Origin of the sequence: Cupriavidus sp. UGS-1, from assembly GCF_021213615.1 — a bacterium.
Taxonomy (GTDB): domain Bacteria; phylum Pseudomonadota; class Gammaproteobacteria; order Burkholderiales; family Burkholderiaceae; genus Cupriavidus.
On record NZ_JAJQJF010000001.1, the window covers coordinates 133925 to 149334 of the forward strand.

A 15410-nucleotide genomic window follows, 5' to 3' on the forward strand; every position below is an offset into this window, starting at 1 on the left:
ATTTCATCCGACTAATCTAATGTATTGGCTGTCATGACTCTGACCATGGAAATAAAGAAACTAGACCATCGTCGGACTTGGACGAATTATGTTCCTATCGGGGAATAAGACAGAGCGAAAAGTGATGTCTCGACGTGGCCGAGATATCGTGAAAAGCACCGCATGCCCCGCTGCATCCAGTATTCATGAAGCTCCAAAAGAAATCTGTTCCTACTGCGCGTTGGATATGCATCACGGGCGCAATCGCCATGTCTCAGTTAGGTCACGGGCAAGCGCTTCCTGCTAACCCGCCCCCGTCAGCAGTCCAAACGGTAGCCGAGCAAGAGCAACGCATCCGCCAACAACAGGAAGCGCGTGAACGAGCTCAGACGGTGGATTCTCCCGGCGTACGCGCGGCTGAGGCGGCACCAGTCGAATTCCCAACTCTGCCGGACGAGACGCCGTGCTTCCGCATCGACAACTTCGTTCTCGATGTTCCCGGCGATCTGCCGGCACCTGTACGGGAACAGGGCGCCTCGAGTTTGCCGCAGGACCCCTTCGCATTCGCCCGCACCTGGCTCGACCACTACAAGGGTAACTGCGTCGGCAAGCATGGCGTCGACCTGCTGATCAAAGGCGTCTCGCAAGCCATCCTCGAGCGCGGTTACGTGACCAGCCGTGTGCTGGTGCCAGAGCAGGACCTGAGCACCGGAACGCTCCGTTTGACGTTGATACCAGGCGTCATTGGCGAATTGCGCTTTGCCGAGCCGGACCTATGGGCCACGTGGAGGAGCGCGTTTCCAACTCGTAGCGGTGAGCTGCTGAACTTGCGCGATCTCGAACAAGGGCTCGAGCAAATGAAGCGCGTCGCGAGCCAGGACGTCGATATGCAGGTCGTGCCGACTGCAACGCCTGGAGTCAGTGATGTCGTTATCGCGGTCAAGCGAAGCAAACGTTGGACGGTGGTCGCGTCCGTCGACGACTCGGGCAGCCGTTCGACCGGCAAGCGACAAGGCAATGTCAGCCTCGCCATCGACAACCCGTTGGGCCTGAACGATCTGTTCAACGTGGGCTATTCCCATGATCTCGAATTCGGCGACAAGGCTCGTGGCACCAAAGGTTGGAATGGCTTTTATTCCGTACCGTGGGGCTATTGGACCGCGACACTGTCTGCCTACGGTAGCGACTATTTTCAACAGGTCGCCGGCGTCAATCAGACGTTCGTGTTCAGTGGCGAGTCCCAGAACGTGGACCTCAAGCTGCATCGGGTGATTCGCCGCTCGCAGAACGACGTGTTGGGTCTGCAATGGCGGTTAACGCGCCGCTTTGGCAAAAGCTACATCGAAGACACCGAGATCGCGCAACAACGGCGCAACAACACCGTGGCGGAATTCGGCATCACCGACCGGCACTACTTTGGCGCTGCACAACTGGACGCCAGCCTTCTGTATCGGCAAGGTGTTGGCGGCTTCGGATCGCAAGCCGGCACGCTGGCGGCGCAAGGCGGACCGACCTGGCAGTTCAAGATGGCGGTGGCCGATATCAACCTTTCCGTGCCGTTCAAGCTGGGTCAGCAGTCGATGCGGTATGTGACCACATTCCGTGGTCAGTTCACCAACGACCGCTTGTACTTCGTCGATGCCATTACGATTGGCAGCCGCTATACCGTGCGCGGTTTCGATGGAGAGAACTTGCTGGCGGGCGATCGTGGCTTCTACTGGCGCAACGAGCTGCAGCTTCCGGTCGCGAATACTGGGCAGGCGCTCTATGCGGGACTGGACTACGGCCGCGTATTCGGGCCTTCGACTGCCGCATTGATCGGCACTCAACTTGCGGGCGCCGTACTCGGATTGCGCGGCGGCGTAGGAACCGGATTGGGAGCGTTCTCCTACGACGTGTTCGTCGGTACGCCCGTGTACAAGCCAACGGCTTTCCATACGGCCGGCGTCACCGGCGGATTTCAATTGGTGTATCAGTACTAGGCACCGCTTTCCAATCCGACATTTCTATTTCCATTCCACAGTTCCATCATGAAAAGCAACCACGCAAAGCGGATCGGCGCACTTGTCTTGACTGTCGGCGGAGCGCTTCTCCTGACTTCGTGTTCCCTGATACCCCAGCCGAAACGATACCTGTCCGAAAAGGCCGTTGACTACAACCCGGCCGATTCGGCCCGGGTTCGGTTTTACGTGGAGGCGGGAGTTTCTGCCTCATATCGCGCCGAATCGACATGCTACTCGGGATGGTATGAGGAGGACAGCAAGCGCGTGGCCGTTACCGGCACAGGACTCTTTGACAGCTGGAAGTATTCGTCACACAGTACGACGATTGGGATGCCGCAAAGCCCGCGTCCCTGGATGCGTTTCGAAGGACTCGTTTTCAAATCTGCGATCAACGAATATGTCGTAAAGGGCGCGAAGCCGCTCACGATCTCCATGTCGGAAACGTCGCAGAATTGGCGGTGCGATCCGCCCTCCGTATCGTTCGTGCCAGAGCCTGGCAAAGACTATGACGTCTTCATGTCGACCCAATATAGACGGTGCTGGATCGATATCCGCGAGATCGACGCCGAGGGCAAGGATGTTCCAATCAAGCCGAACGAGGCATCGCGCTGCAGCGCCACTTCCTGAGCCCGTTGTCCGATGATCGATCCCGCTTTCCCCAAAATCCTGATCATCACCGGCCTGATGGCCGCCGGCAAATCGTCGGTCGCGCAGGCCATCGCGGAACGCCTGCCAAAGTCCGTCCACCTGCGTGGCGATACGTTCCGCAAGATGATCGTGAACGGACGGGCGGAAGTGACACCGGAACCCTCTCCAGAGTCCTTGCAACAGCTCTCGTTGCGCCACCGCCTTGCATGCGACGCCTGTGAGGCCTATGCCGACGCCGGTTTTACCGTGATCTATCAGGACGTGATACTTGGCGAATATCTAAGCGAAGTCTGCACGAGGCTGTCCCGCTGGTCGCCGGGTGTACTGGTGCTGAACCCTTCGTTGGATGTGGTCGCGCAGCGCGATGCCGAGCGGCGCAAGACAGCGTATGCCGGCGATTGGACGCCGGCCTCGCTGGCCGCGGGGCTTCAACATACACCGCGTATCGGCTTGTGGCTCGACACCTCGGCCATGACGGTGGAGCAGACCGCCGACTTCGTATTGGGACACGCGGCGGAAACCACGGCCGGAAGGCGTTAGGACGCGAGCGTTACCGCCGTCATCGGGATCTCGCCATAACTGTCGTTTGTCATCGCACGGAAGAGACGCGTGCTTGCGGATCAACCGCTTACAGGAACCCTCGCCACTCCGTTGCCAGCAGGGTTGTCGTATATCGGAGAATCTGTCTCCCTTCGCCATCGTGTATGTGCGTTTTGTGCCTGGACCAGGAACGGTCAGTCGCTCTGCTTGAATGACGGCTTGCGACCCTTTTATGCCCCTTGGCGAAATCGCCCCAAAGTCCGATGCTTAGCAAGCAACGGACATCCTAGCTGGAGTCCACTACTCGGTGGCGTTGAGCGGTTGCGCAACCAAGGACAGTCGTGGCTTGCGCCCTTCAGTTTCCACGACAACGCGAAGCAATTGTCCGGTCACCGCAGTTTTATCGGCCATCTTGTCACCAATTCCAACCCAAGGCGAGCAATAGACCCTAAGAAGCGACCCATTCTGTAATGGCTGCTCCGCAGGGGTAGCTTTGCCGTCGCTCAATCCAACAGTTTGGAAAACGATGCCGGTGTCACCCACGCGTCGGCGAGCAATTAAACGTTGATCTGAGACGTAGCTCTCCACCATTACGGCGAAGTCCAGCTCCTCACCTCGATCAATGTTGATTGCGGACTGGCTGATATGCGCCCGAAACAAAAAACCTATACGCTCAATTCGTGCTGCCAACTTTGGGAGTCGCAATTGGTGAAATTCGGTCCTCGTAAAATCTAGCTCACAACGCGCCTTGATTTCAAGGGTCAGTTGCTTTCCGCCGTCGAAGACACCTATTGATTTGCCAAGGGCCGTGAGTATGATGCCGTGCGCATCGCCAAGAATTCCGACGAGGTTTGGTCCCCGCTCTCCAGTCCTTACAGAAAAGAGATCGAAGTCTGGATCGAGAGCCTTGTCTGCACTGAGCTCAATCCCGAGCTCCATTGGCCCCGGAGGGGCATCGATAAGCATAATCGCTTGCGCTGCAAGCCGAATGTTTTGAAATTCGGCTGCATTGACGTGCAGGTCCAACGAGATGTGACGTCCTGGTAGGCCCCATTCCTCGGAAGTGAGGTCCCTGACCACAAAGAGTTCGATCCCCTTCCCCTTGGCGTACGCTATTGCCCCCTCTTCGAAGCCGGTTGTCGTAAAGATCGCTCCGTTATTCGCGCCCAATGCTTCAATGCTGGATGCGAGAACATCAATGCGATCGCGACCTACCGGCTCCTTCCAGCGTTTGCATTCAACGAGTGTTGTGAACTGGTGGAAGCGCGACCTTCTAGTGATTTTCACATCTGTCTGGCGCTTGGCTCCGTAACGATCTATTTCTGTTACGTCACGTTGTACCGTGACATCACCGTCCCCTTCATATAGATCGTTTACAAAGGATTCAAACAAGGCCCAGTCGTAGTACTTGCTCATGAAACCGGAAGAATCCATTTTCCTCTCTCTATTTGGAAGTGCGCTATCGCGAGCGCCAACAGGCGTTAGCCAGATCAACTTCGAACGGGATCGGTATGCACAATGGCGATGATAGCAACCATACGCCGCTAGGTGCCCGTCCGACGTGCGACGCAAAGCGGACGGTCATTGGTCCTTGTCTGGATGACCCAAAGTGGCCGGAAGGAGTCACACGCAGCCGACGGCGTACTTAGGCCAATCCGACGGCCTTCGCCGCGCGGCACGAGAAGCCTCCTTGACCAAGAGCGATAGCGAAGTCTGTGAAGTGCGACGAAGTACGCGCTCGCCTTGGTGGAAAAGCTCTCAGATCCCGTGGCAAACGACAATAGGCGCCCAAAGCCCGCGTTTCCCAATTGCCTTACCATGCGGTCATTGCAAAGCGGACCCTCTCCGCATCCAAACGACCGAAGACACACCATGGCATTGACAATCACCCCCGGAACGACGACCCGCATCCTGATTCGCGGCGAGGCAGGCGATATCGAACTGCTGATCGATGCACCAAAGGAAGTGCTGCAGGGCATTGCCGTTGTCGGCCACCCGCATCCGATGCAAGGCGGTACGGCCGACCACAAGGTGCCGCACCAATTGGCGCGCGAATTGACCGCCCACGGTTTTCTGGCGGTCAGGCCAAACTTCCGCGGCGTTGGCGGAACCGAGGGCGCGCACGATGCCGGTGTCGGAGAGACCAACGACATGCTGGCGGTAGTCGGCCATCTGCGCGAGCAATACCCGGATCTGCCTCTGGCGCTGGCGGGATTCTCGTTCGGGGCCTTCGTTGCCGCGCTGGCATCGGTGCAGCTCACCGAGCGCGGCATCACGATCGATCATTTGATATTGACCGGAATGCCGTCCGGCCCCGTCGCGAATCACCGCACCTATGACACGCCGCCGGTGCAAGCCAACGCGCTGGTGGTTCATGGGGAGAATGACGAACGAGTCGCGCTGTCGGCCATCTTCGATTGGGCCCGCCCGCAGCAGTTGCCGGTCGTGGTGGTGCCGGGTGCGGACCATTTCTTTTCCGGCAAGCTGCCCGTACTGAGGCGCCAGGTCGCCAGCTATCTGGAGCGTCCAGCCTCGTCCCCCGAGGCGTGAATCCACTGTCGGCCGGCGCCTAGCCCGGCAAGGCGCCGCCGATCAACCTGACCCCCTTCCACTGACCGCTCTCGACCATCTGCGACACGATGGCCTGCAGCGCGGCCTCGACGCTGCGGCACGCCAGGCTCAGGCTCGCCGACGACGACAGGCACAGGCTGACGCGCCGCTCCAGCGTTGCGTCGGAGATAGACATCGCGGCGAGCTGGTCCTCTTCGTCGCCGGCCAGCGCCGACCACGGCAGGATGGTCCACCCCAGCCCTTCGCGCACCGCGGACAGCAGCACCGATACCGCGCTGGTTTCCGCGACGAGGCGGCATTGCAGTCCGGCGCTGACCAGCGCGCGATCGCACAGCACGCGGACCGAATTGGGAAAGCTCGGCAGCAGCAGCGGAAGCGCCGCGGCCTGCGCCAGCGTGATGGCGTGCGGATGCCCGGCAATCGGCCGGCCGACCAGCATCAACTGCTCGTCGAGCAGCGGGGTCGATTGCATGTTGGGGCGCTGCTGCACGTCCATCGCGACGGCGAGGTCGAGCTTCTGCAGCGCCAACGATTCCGCGAGGTCCGCGCTTGAGCCTTCGACGATTTCCAGGGTGATATCGGGGAAGTGCTCGGTCACATGCCGCAGCAGCGGCAATGCAAGCACGCGCGAGGTGCTGGTCGGCAGGCCGACGGTGACGTGGCCGCATGGTACGTCGCGGCCATGCTGCACCGCGGCTTTCGCCTCTTCCATCTGCCGCAGCACCATCTTGGCGTGGCGGTAGAGGATATGGCCGGTGTCCGTCGGTCTCGTGCCAGAGGGGCCGCGTACCAGCAATCTGGCGTCGAGTTCGGCTTCGAGGTTGGCGACGTGCTGGCTCAGCGAGGGCTGGGCGATATGGAGTGCATCGGCCGCGGCGGTGATGCTCTCCAGTTCGACGATGCGCGCGAAATAGCGCAGCTGCTTCAGGTCCATATTCGGCAAGGCGGTGGCGTGGTGGCCCACGCCAAACGGTCGAGAATGCGGCCGAATCGATGGCGGGGCACGCCGGCAATGTAGCATCCGCCGGCGTCCCGCGGCCTGTTCCGACAGTGGGGACCTACCGCAGGACTAGCCGCGAATCGGCAGGTCGAGATACGACGCCAGTTCGCCGCCGATCCGGATCGACAGCCGCGGCGGGCGCCCGTGCGGCACCTGCGGGAAATGCCCGCGGTCCGCGCCGGCGATCGACAGGCGCAGCCGGCTGCCGGCGGCCAGCGTCCAGGCGACGGGCAGCATCGCGAAGTGCAGGCGCTCGGTCTGCCCCGGTACCAGACGCGCCGCGTCGGCCTTTGTGAACGTGCGGTAGGGCCATGTCGTGCGGTATTCCGACGGGCACGGCGCGGTCTTGCGATGCAGCGCACGCAGCATGCCTTCGGTGATATAGCGCACCCGTCCGGACGCCTCGACCTCGGACAGGAACACATGCAGCGCGGCATCGGGCTGCGAACTGGCCAGGCCGATGTTCAGCACGACATGGCCGGCGATGGCCAGCGGCGCGGTGAGCAACGCGCCATCGAAGGACAGCAGGTCCCGCTGCCGCTCGCTCCAGTCCGGGTAATAGTCCTCGATATTGGCCGCGCCGAGCCGCTCATAACGGGTTTGACGGCCCGTTGACCAATTGAAGCTGGCCATGGTGTCCCGGTCCGATTCCGTGGCCGGACATGCGGGCGTCAGGCCTTCCGCATCGGCCGCCAGATACAGCCGCTGCGTGTCCTCGACCGGCGGCCATATCGGCGCTGCGTGCCATTGCTCGTCGTGCACGCTGTAGTAGTGGACTCGCGCTTCGTGCTCGAGGCCCGTCGGCAATTGCATCAGATGATGATCGAAGAAGCGCAATATCTCGGCCAGCAGCGGGAAGTCGGATGCCGCGCGGCTGCGCCATGGCGAGATATTGGTGCGCGCACCGTGATCCCACGGGCCCAACAGCAGCCGGCTGTCGTGATTGGGCAGCGACAGGAAGCGGGTGATCGCGCCATTCGCATAGCCGCCGCCGTCGTACCAGCCCGAGACCGAATACACCGCGACATCCTGCGCAATGCCGTCGAGATAGCGGTAAGGACTGCAGCTGCCCGAATCGAGCGCCGGATCGTGCTGCGTGGCGCCATCGCGGAAGGCGAACTCCGGCGCCAGATCGGCCAGCGCGAAGTTGTTGCGATGCTGCGCGATGGCCGCCTGCACCAGGCTGCCGTCGGTGTCCGCGTTGACGCGTTCGGGGCCATCGAAGCGTGGATCGTTGAAGTACGGATAGCGGGCCAGCAGCGCCCGGTCGTCCTGATCGAGCGCAACCATCAGTTCGTCGTAGGCCTGCACCCACACCTTGGACAGCAGGCCGCCGGGGTACAGCTGCTCGCTGTAGATATCGGAGACCGCGAACAGCGGCGCGATGGCCTTGACCGCGGGGTGGCCGGTGCTGGCCAGGAAGCAGGCCGCGGCGCCCAGATACGAGATGCCGGTCGAACCGATACGGCCATTGGACCAGGGCTGCGCCACGATCCAGTCGGCGATCTCGAAATAGTCGTCCCGCTCGGTCGGCGAGCGCAGCGCGTCGCGCGTGCCGAAGCTCGCGCCGGTGCCGCGCACGTCGACCACCACCACCGCATAGCCCTTGGGCACGAAGGCATCGCGGTACTTGGCGGTGTTCGGACTCGGTTCCGCGCCCGGCTCGCGCAGCCGGAAACGGCGGAAATAGGGAGTGAAGATGACGATGGTGGGATAAGGGTCCGGCGAGCCTTCGGCCTCCAGTGGCTGTGGCACGAAGACATCGACGGCGAGCTGGCATCCGTCGCGCATCGTCACATAACAGGACAGCGGATGATCCGGAATGGCGAAGCGCGAAGGGCGCGTTTCGAGATAGGCGCTGGCCGGCATTTTCCAGGCATTGCCGCGGAGATCGATATCGGACATGAAACTTGCGTTGAAGTCGGTGGGTTCGCGGCAATGGTAAGCAGCGCCCCGGAAGCCGCGGAAAGACGAAATGTCGATGGGGACATAGGGCTGGGCTATGGCATGCTGCGCCGCGGCACCTTGGTTCGTCTATCGCCGCGTCGGGATGCCCCATGACAGGGCCGAACGCCGGCGCGAAATCGCATGACGTGCACCGTGGCGATTCGCCATGCCCCCGGGGAGGGCAGGCGGCGGTCCGTCATAGGATCGACCTATGACGGCATCGAGATTCCGTATTGGTTCGCTCCCGCGCGAATTCTTACCATCGCTCTACGAGCCGGATCGAGGCGCGCCGATGTGAACGCCGCCATCGACACCATTTCTATTCGCATGACTGGGGAGAACTGCAGATGTACCGTTCCTTGATGGGCGCCGCGATGGCGGCCCTGATGACGCTGTCCGGCGCCGCCGTCGCGCAGGACGCCTATCCCAACCGTCCTGTCCGGCTGATCGTGCCGCAGTCGGCGGGCTCGGGCGGCGATGTGGTGGCACGGATGCTGGGCGACAAGCTCAGCCAGGAGCTGGGCCAGTCCGTGGTGGTCGACAATCGCGCCGGCGCTAACGGCATCATCGGTACGTCGTTCGTGGCCAAGCAGCCGGCGGACGGCTATACGCTGCTGCTGACCGGTGTGTCGCAGGTCAGCTTCAATCAGCATCTGTACAAGTCGCTGCCCTACGATCCGCAGAAGGACTTCACCTTCATTGCGCCGGTGGTCGATACGCCGTTCGTGCTGGTGATCAGCAAGGCCAGCGGCATCACGTCGATGGCGCAGTTCATCGAGAAGGCTAAAACCAAGCCCGGTGGGCTGACCTTCGGCAGCGCTGGCGTCGGCAATTCCACGCATCTGGCGATGGAGATGCTGGCCGACAAGGCGGGCATCAAGCTGACGCATGCCGCCTACAAGGGGTCGGGTCCGGCGCTGACCGGCGTGATCGCCGGCGAAGTCGATGCGATGGTCAGCGTGGTCGGTTCGGCGCTGCCGCAGATCACCGGTGGCAACGTGGTGCCGGTGGCGATCGTCGGGCAGAAGCGTGCGAAGGAGTTGCCCAACGTGCCGACCGTCAAGGAAGCGGGCCTGGACGTGCCGGTGATGCCGGGATGGTATGCGTTGCTCGGGCCGGCCAATATGGACGCCAAGGTGGTGGCTCGGCTCAATGCCTCGGTGCAGGCCTTCCTGGCCGATCCGCAGGTCAAGAGCAAGCTGGCTTCGCTCTATCTGGAGCCGCTGTCCGGTTCGGCCGACGCGATCAAGCAGCGCGCCGTGACGGACGCCAAGGTCTGGGGCGAGTTCATCAAGCGGCGGGGGATTCAGAACTCGTGATCGAAAACCTGTGGCGTTGAGCCAGCAGGCGTCGACGGCAGCCTGTCGCCCTCGCGAGCGCGGGGACGACAGGAGCTTCTGCGATACCGCTAACTCTGCAGCTCCGGCACGTTGCCCGCTTCGTCGTGCACGGTCAGGCGATCGTCGATGTCCTGCACCCCGGCGACCCCGCGTACCGCGGCCAGCAGTGCCTCGTGCTCGGACGACAGGATGTGCCCGCTCAACCATACGCGTCCGCCGACTACCGCGACGTCGATGGCGCCGGGATGGCCGACCAGGCGGCCCATTTCCGCGCGAACCCGCTCGGCAATGGTGTCGTCATCGGCCGCGTGCTTCCCCAGGCCGGTCGCGCTGCGTACCTTCGCCGCGATGCCCTGCATCCGGTCGGTGATCCGTTTGGCCTGCTTCTCCGCCAGATCCTGCATGTCGTGGCGGCTTGCCTCGGCCTTGTCGCGCAGCTCGGCGCGGCGCCGGCGACCCGACTGCGGATCGAACAGGTACATGATCGCGGCGCCAACCGCCGCCGCGACGGCAAACGGCAGCAGCCCCGGCCTGTTGCCGTGCATGTCGCGCTGCGTGCCTTCCCGCCGCTCCTCGTGCATTCCGTCGTTCATTTGCGCCTCCTTGGGAACAATGGCTTCACGCCCCGCCCGGCGGCGGGGGCGCGCTTAATGCGCCGAGCATCAGCTGTGCCAGTCCGAGCGCGCGCGAGGAGGGCCGGGCAGGCCGCGTCCATCGCATGGCGAGCGGGATCGGCAGGCCCGCGCAAATGCGAACTTACAGCGGCGTGTAATTCGGAAAGGCGAGCGAAACGGAAAACGACGTAGCCAATGCACGTGGCGTAATGGCGTCATGCAGCCGGCGTGATGCCAAGCGTTACGGCAACGAGTGAAGGGAACGGAAACGGCTGATTGGAAAACCGGGATGCGGAACGCGATCTCGGTGGGCAAGGTCGTCGCCGGCGCCGGATAGCTATGCCTCCGGCGCCGTCGTCGATTTGCGTTGGTAGGCTCGATTGGACTCGAACCAACGACCCCCACCATGTCAAGGTGGTGCTCTAACCAGCTGAGCTACGAGCCTGTGGAAGGCGCGGATTATAGAGAAGCTTTTGCGGACGCACAAGCCCGTCGGGCAAAAAATGCAGCGGGGCGTTTTCCGCTGTGGGACGCCGCCCGATTGCCGCGGCAGCGCGGCTCTCCTAAAAAGGGAGCATTGGCAAGCCAATCCGTCCATCGCCATGCTGAAAATCGCCACGTTCAATATCAATGGCATTCGCGCCCGCCTGCCGGCATTGCTGGAATGGCTGGAGCGCGAGGCACCGGATGTCGTCTGCCTGCAGGAATTGAAGACCGCCGATTCCGGTTTTCCGGCCGATGCCATTCGTGCCGCCGGATATGGCGCGATCTGGCACGGCGAGAAATCGTGGAACGGCGTGGCAATCCTGTCGCGCGGGACCGATCCGATCGAAAGCCGGCGCGGGCTGCCCGGCGACGACAGCGACAAGCAGAGCCGCTACATCGAGGCCGCGGTGCATGGCGTGCTGGTCGGCTGTCTGTATCTGCCCAACGGCAACCCGCAGCCGGGACCGAAATTCGAGTACAAGCTCGCCTGGTTCGAACGGCTGCTGAAGTATGCGGCCACGCTGTACGACAGCGGCCATCCTGTCGTGCTGGCCGGCGACTACAACGTGGTGCCGACCGACGAGGACATCTATAACCCGCGCTCCTGGCTCAAGGACGCGTTGCTGCAGCCCGAAAGCCGCGCCTGTTATCGGCGCCTGCTCGAGCAGGGATGGGTCGATGCCTTGCGCGCAAACTATCCGCACGAACGGATCTACACGTTCTGGGATTACTTTCGGCAGCACTGGCAAACCAATTCGGGTCTGCGCATCGACCATCTGCTGCTGAATGCGACGCTGGCGCCGGCGCTGCGCGAGGCGGGCGTCGATCGCTGGGTCCGCGGCGCGCCCCAGGCGAGCGATCATGCGCCGGCCTGGATCACGCTGGACGTTGGCGGCGCCGCGGGCGGGCGCAGGGTATCGGCGAAGACGGCGACGAAATCGCCGGGCGGCGCACCGGCTGCGAAGAAGGTGACCGCTGCAAAGAAGGTGAGCGCTGCGAAGAAGGTGAGCGCTGCGAAGAAGGTGACCGCCGTGAAGAAGACCATCGCGGCGAACAAAACCACTGCTGCAAAGAGGCCTGCCGCCAAGAAGGCCAGCGGCGCGAGGCAAAGCGCGACTAAGCGACAATGACGCCCGTCGCGGCCACGGGGCCGTGTCCATGTCGTTTGTCGATTCACCTTCCGCTCGCTTTGCCCATGCTTCTGAAAGTCGGCACGCTCGCCAAGCAAACCGGCCTGACCGTCCGCGCCCTGCATCACTACGATCGCATCGGGCTGCTCAAGCCGTCGGGCCGCTCCGCGGCGGGCTATCGTCTCTACAACCGCGACGACGTGGCCCGCTTGCACGCAATCCAGGTGTTGCGGCAGTCAGGCCTGTCGCTGGCCGCGATCGACGCGTTGCTGGCGGGCGAGGGGCCGCCGCGTCATCGCATCGTCACGCAGCAGATCGAAGCGCTCGATCGCGAGATCGCGCGGGCGACCGAGCTGCGCGGGCGCCTGGTGCTGCTGCAGACCGTGCTGGCCGCGGGCGGCGAGCCGGAGATCGAGCACTGGCTGGCGGCCCTGCGCCAGATGCGCGCCTATCGCCAATATTTCAGCGAGGCGGAACTCGAAACCATCTTTCGCCAGTGGATTGCCACCGAGGCGGAATGGCAGCCGCTGCTGGATGAAGTCCGCGAGGCCATGGCACAGCAGTGGCCCGCGGACGCGATCGGCACGCAAGCGCTGGCCGCGCGCTGGATGCATCTGGCCATGCGATGGATGCAGGGCGATATGGAGCGGGCCGTCCGTTGGGGCGAAATGATCAAGCAGGCCGCGCAACAGGGCTTTGGCGGCATCGACGCGGTGATGGTCGCTTATATGGAGTCGGCCGTCGCACTGCGGATGGCGGCGTGGCTACGGCATCTGTCGCCGGACGAACTGGCGCGGCTCGACAAGCGCCTAGAACCCGAATGGCAGGCCCTGGCGCAGCGGGCCCGCGCGCTGATCGCGGCCGGCACCGATCCTTCGGCGGCCGCGAGCCGCACGTTGCTGCACGATTGGGACGCGCTGGTCGATCGCATGGTTGGATACGATGCGGGGCTACGGGAAAAGCTGCTGAAGGCCTATCGCGACGAGCCGCTGCTGCAGATCGGGCATATGGTCGATGCCGAGGTGCGGGAGTTTTTCGAGGCGGTGCGCGCGCACGCCGGCGAGGCGGGGCGCGGCGGCGCTGACGGTCGGCACCGACGGTCGGCGCTGAAGATCGGCGCTGAAGATCGGCGCTGAAGATCGGCGCTGAGAAGCAGTTCAAGCCATGACATGACGGCACCCGCCACGGGTGCGGGGGTTGACCCTGACGTGCACGTCAGGGTCTATGCTGCCCGGCTTTCGCAGCAGGAGCCGATCATGTCCCAAACCGAAACGACCGCGCTGGCCCAAGGCCGGCCTAGCACGACCGCCCTGATGATGGCCATCGCGCGCGCCGCCCACCAGTTGCTCGACGAGCCGATCGTGCTCCCCGATGCCATCGCCTTGCCGATCCTCGGCCCCGAGCTCGAGCGTGGTGTCCGCGACGATCCCTATCGTTATAACGACCCGATGGCGCGTCCGATGCGCGCGGCCGTGGTCGCGCGCGCGATGGTGGCCGACGCCGAACTGGCCGAGGCCTCGCGGGCTGGCGTGCGGCAATGCGTGGTGCTCGGCGCGGGCCTCGACACGCTGGCGTGGCGGGTGCCCGCCGCGGCCGACGGCATGCGCTTCTTCGAGGTCGACCATCCGGCGACGCAGGCGTGGAAGCAGGGGTTGATGCGGCAGGCCGGACTGAGCATGCCGGACTGGGCGACATCCGTGCCCGCCGACCTTCAGCATGCCTCGTTGCAACGCGTGCTGGAAGAAGCCGGCTTTCGCGGCGACCGGCCCGCCTGCTTCGTGTGGCTGGGCGTGACGCCGTATCTGACCGACTCCGCGATCGAAGCGACGCTGCGCTATGTCGCCAGCCTGCCGCCGGGCACCCGCATCGTGTTCGACTATCGCGTCGATGCCACCATATTGCCGCCGTTCGAACGCGTGATGGCCGAGCATATGGCTGGGCAAGTGGCTGCGCTGGGCGAGCCATGGCTGTCCGAATTCATGCCGGAGCAGTTGGCGCAACAGCTGACCGCGATGGGCTTTGGCAGCGTGACGGACCTCGACGCGCCGGCGCTGAATGCGCGTTACTTCGCCCGCCGCAAGGACGGGCTGCAGACCGCGGGCGGCGGCCTGCGCGTGCTGTGTGCCCGCGTCGGGGACGAGCGATAGCAGGGCGCGATACGAACGGAGACGGCTGGCGCCGCGCCCCGTCGCATCGGCTTCAGGCCGTCTTGGCCTCTTGATAAGCGGCGTACAGGCGCTTGAATACCGGTCCCGGCGCGCCGCTGCCGATGGTCTTGCCGTCGATCGTCACCACCGGAAGGATCTCCTTGCTGGCCGACGACAGCAGGACTTCGTCGGCGGCAAATACCTCGTCGCGGGTGACCGGGCGCGACACCAGCGGAATCTCGAAGCGTGCGCACAGCTCTTCGATCAGGCCATAGCGGATGCCCTCGAGGATCAGATTGTCCTTGGGCGGCGCGGCGACGGTGCCATGCTTGACGACCCAGACGTTGGACGCCGAGGCCTCGGTCAGCATGCCGTCGCGGAACTGGATGGCCTCGGTGACGCCATGCTCGGCGGCATTCTGCGCGGCGAGCACATTGCCCAGCAGCGACGTCGACTTGATCTGGCAGTGCAGCCAGCGCTTGTCCTCCATCGTGACGCAGGCGACCCCACGCTCGGTCGCCGCGGCCGGCGGCAGCGACATCGGATTGGTCATGATGAAGACGGTCGGCGTGACCTCCTTCGGGAACGCGTGCATGCGCTTGGCGACGCCGCGCGTGACCTGGATATAGATCATCTGGTCCGGCATCGGATTGGCCTGCATCACGCGCGCGATCAGCGCCGACCATTGGCCCTGGTCATGCGGATTCGGAATACCGATCGCGTCGAGGCTGCGCGCGAGCCGCGCCAGATGCTGTGCCGCGCGGAACGGCTTGCCGGCGTAGACCGGGATCACCTCGTAGACGCCGTCGCCAAAGATAAAGCCGCGGTCGAGCACGGGAATGCGCGCCTCGGACAGTGGCGTCAATTCGCCGTTCAGATAAACGATGGCGTCGGAGCTGGAATTCATGGTCTGAATGGGATCGAAGTGAGAGGAACAGCGTTCAGGCATTGTTCCACAACGGGTCGCGGGCAGTCATGCCGAATCCGCATAACGTCGGAGCCCCG

The 15410-nt window shown here is 63.5% G+C and carries 12 protein-coding genes, 1 tRNA gene and 1 pseudogene; 8 read left to right on the forward strand and 6 right to left on the reverse strand.

Annotated elements, in window-relative coordinates; all coding sequences use genetic code 11:
- Positions 1 to 185: 185 nt before the first annotated feature.
- The 3 genes from LRR16_RS00590 to LRR16_RS00600 are packed head-to-tail and all read left to right on the forward strand — an operon-like array spanning position 186 to position 3170.
- Entirely contained in the window at positions 186 to 1961 is a 1776-nt protein-coding gene (locus LRR16_RS00590) for a ShlB/FhaC/HecB family hemolysin secretion/activation protein (protein ID WP_232204359.1), read from the forward strand.
- Between the two features lie 48 nt (positions 1962 to 2009).
- A complete protein-coding gene (locus LRR16_RS00595; protein ID WP_232204360.1) occupies positions 2010 to 2609 on the forward strand; it encodes a hypothetical protein in 600 nt (199 codons plus the stop codon).
- A 12-nt stretch (positions 2610 to 2621) separates the two neighbouring features.
- Positions 2622 to 3170, forward strand: a complete 549-nt coding sequence (locus tag LRR16_RS00600; RefSeq protein ID WP_232204361.1) for an AAA family ATPase — start codon at positions 2622 to 2624, stop codon at positions 3168 to 3170.
- 300 nt (positions 3171 to 3470) lie between these two features.
- Here the strand turns inward: LRR16_RS00600 and LRR16_RS00605 are convergent, their stop codons facing one another.
- The gene (locus LRR16_RS00605; protein WP_232204362.1) at positions 3471 to 4586 is read right to left on the reverse strand and encodes a restriction endonuclease; all 1116 of its coding nucleotides are present in this window, start codon (positions 4584 to 4586) and stop codon (positions 3471 to 3473) included.
- Positions 4587 to 5042: 456 nt separating this feature from the next.
- Here LRR16_RS00605 and LRR16_RS00610 point away from each other — a divergent pair, with 456 nt between their 5' ends.
- Positions 5043 to 5720 (forward strand): alpha/beta hydrolase, encoded by a 678-nt coding sequence (locus tag LRR16_RS00610; RefSeq protein ID WP_232204364.1) that lies wholly within the window; start codon positions 5043 to 5045, stop codon positions 5718 to 5720.
- A 19-nt stretch (positions 5721 to 5739) separates the two neighbouring features.
- Here LRR16_RS00610 and LRR16_RS00615 read toward each other — a convergent pair whose 3' ends face one another.
- Together LRR16_RS00615 and LRR16_RS00620 are read right to left on the reverse strand one after the other, a co-directional pair.
- Entirely contained in the window at positions 5740 to 6705 is a 966-nt protein-coding gene (locus LRR16_RS00615; RefSeq protein WP_232204366.1) for a LysR substrate-binding domain-containing protein, read from the reverse strand.
- A 105-nt stretch (positions 6706 to 6810) separates the two neighbouring features.
- Positions 6811 to 8646, reverse strand: a complete 1836-nt coding sequence (locus LRR16_RS00620) for a CocE/NonD family hydrolase (RefSeq protein ID WP_232204368.1) — start codon at positions 8644 to 8646, stop codon at positions 6811 to 6813.
- Positions 8647 to 9035: 389 nt separating this feature from the next.
- Here LRR16_RS00620 and LRR16_RS00625 point away from each other — a divergent pair, with 389 nt between their 5' ends.
- Positions 9036 to 10007, forward strand: coding sequence for a tripartite tricarboxylate transporter substrate binding protein (locus LRR16_RS00625; RefSeq protein WP_232204370.1), 972 nt, complete (start codon positions 9036 to 9038; stop codon positions 10005 to 10007).
- Between the two features lie 89 nt (positions 10008 to 10096).
- On the opposite strand, the gene LRR16_RS00630 is transcribed toward LRR16_RS00625, so the two are convergent.
- Together LRR16_RS00630 and LRR16_RS00635 are read right to left on the reverse strand one after the other, a co-directional pair.
- Positions 10097 to 10621, reverse strand: coding sequence for a YtxH domain-containing protein (locus LRR16_RS00630; protein WP_006575534.1), 525 nt, complete (start codon positions 10619 to 10621; stop codon positions 10097 to 10099).
- A 389-nt stretch (positions 10622 to 11010) separates the two neighbouring features.
- Positions 11011 to 11087: transfer RNA gene (locus tag LRR16_RS00635), tRNA-Val, on the reverse strand.
- 151 nt (positions 11088 to 11238) lie between these two features.
- Between LRR16_RS00635 and xth the strand changes: the two are divergent.
- From xth to LRR16_RS00650, 3 genes and pseudogenes are all read left to right on the forward strand, one after another.
- A pseudogene (gene xth, locus LRR16_RS00640) lies at positions 11239 to 12042 on the forward strand (exodeoxyribonuclease III); the annotation flags it as partial.
- A 212-nt stretch (positions 12043 to 12254) separates the two neighbouring features.
- Complete coding sequence (locus tag LRR16_RS00645; protein ID WP_232204374.1) at positions 12255 to 13394, forward strand: MerR family transcriptional regulator; 1140 nt, start codon at positions 12255 to 12257, stop codon at positions 13392 to 13394.
- 120 nt (positions 13395 to 13514) lie between these two features.
- Entirely contained in the window at positions 13515 to 14405 is an 891-nt protein-coding gene (locus LRR16_RS00650) for an SAM-dependent methyltransferase (RefSeq protein ID WP_232204378.1), read from the forward strand.
- A 52-nt stretch (positions 14406 to 14457) separates the two neighbouring features.
- On the opposite strand, the gene LRR16_RS00655 is transcribed toward LRR16_RS00650, so the two are convergent.
- On the reverse strand, positions 14458 to 15312 hold the full coding sequence (locus tag LRR16_RS00655; RefSeq protein WP_232204385.1) for a D-amino acid aminotransferase: 855 nt from the start codon (positions 15310 to 15312) through the stop codon (positions 14458 to 14460).
- Positions 15313 to 15410 lie beyond the last annotated feature (98 nt).

What these genes read in the sequence shown, in the direction of transcription:
- LRR16_RS00630 (WP_006575534.1), bottom strand. Translation starts at nt 10,621, where the DNA reads ATGAACGACGGAATGCACGAGGAGCGGCGGGAAGGCACGCAGCGCGAC.
- LRR16_RS00650 (WP_232204378.1), top strand. Translation starts at nt 13,515, where the DNA reads ATGTCCCAAACCGAAACGACCGCGCTGGCCCAAGGCCGGCCTAGCACG.
- LRR16_RS00610 (WP_232204364.1), top strand. Translation starts at nt 5,043, where the DNA reads ATGGCATTGACAATCACCCCCGGAACGACGACCCGCATCCTGATTCGC.
- LRR16_RS00655 (WP_232204385.1), bottom strand. Translation starts at nt 15,312, where the DNA reads ATGAATTCCAGCTCCGACGCCATCGTTTATCTGAACGGCGAATTGACG.
- LRR16_RS00590 (WP_232204359.1), top strand. Translation starts at nt 186, where the DNA reads ATGAAGCTCCAAAAGAAATCTGTTCCTACTGCGCGTTGGATATGCATC.
- LRR16_RS00625 (WP_232204370.1), top strand. Translation starts at nt 9,036, where the DNA reads ATGTACCGTTCCTTGATGGGCGCCGCGATGGCGGCCCTGATGACGCTG.
- LRR16_RS00600 (WP_232204361.1), top strand. Translation starts at nt 2,622, where the DNA reads ATGATCGATCCCGCTTTCCCCAAAATCCTGATCATCACCGGCCTGATG.
- LRR16_RS00645 (WP_232204374.1), top strand. Translation starts at nt 12,255, where the DNA reads ATGACGCCCGTCGCGGCCACGGGGCCGTGTCCATGTCGTTTGTCGATT.
- LRR16_RS00605 (WP_232204362.1), bottom strand. Translation starts at nt 4,586, where the DNA reads ATGAGCAAGTACTACGACTGGGCCTTGTTTGAATCCTTTGTAAACGAT.
- LRR16_RS00595 (WP_232204360.1), top strand. Translation starts at nt 2,010, where the DNA reads ATGAAAAGCAACCACGCAAAGCGGATCGGCGCACTTGTCTTGACTGTC.
- LRR16_RS00620 (WP_232204368.1), bottom strand. Translation starts at nt 8,646, where the DNA reads ATGTCCGATATCGATCTCCGCGGCAATGCCTGGAAAATGCCGGCCAGC.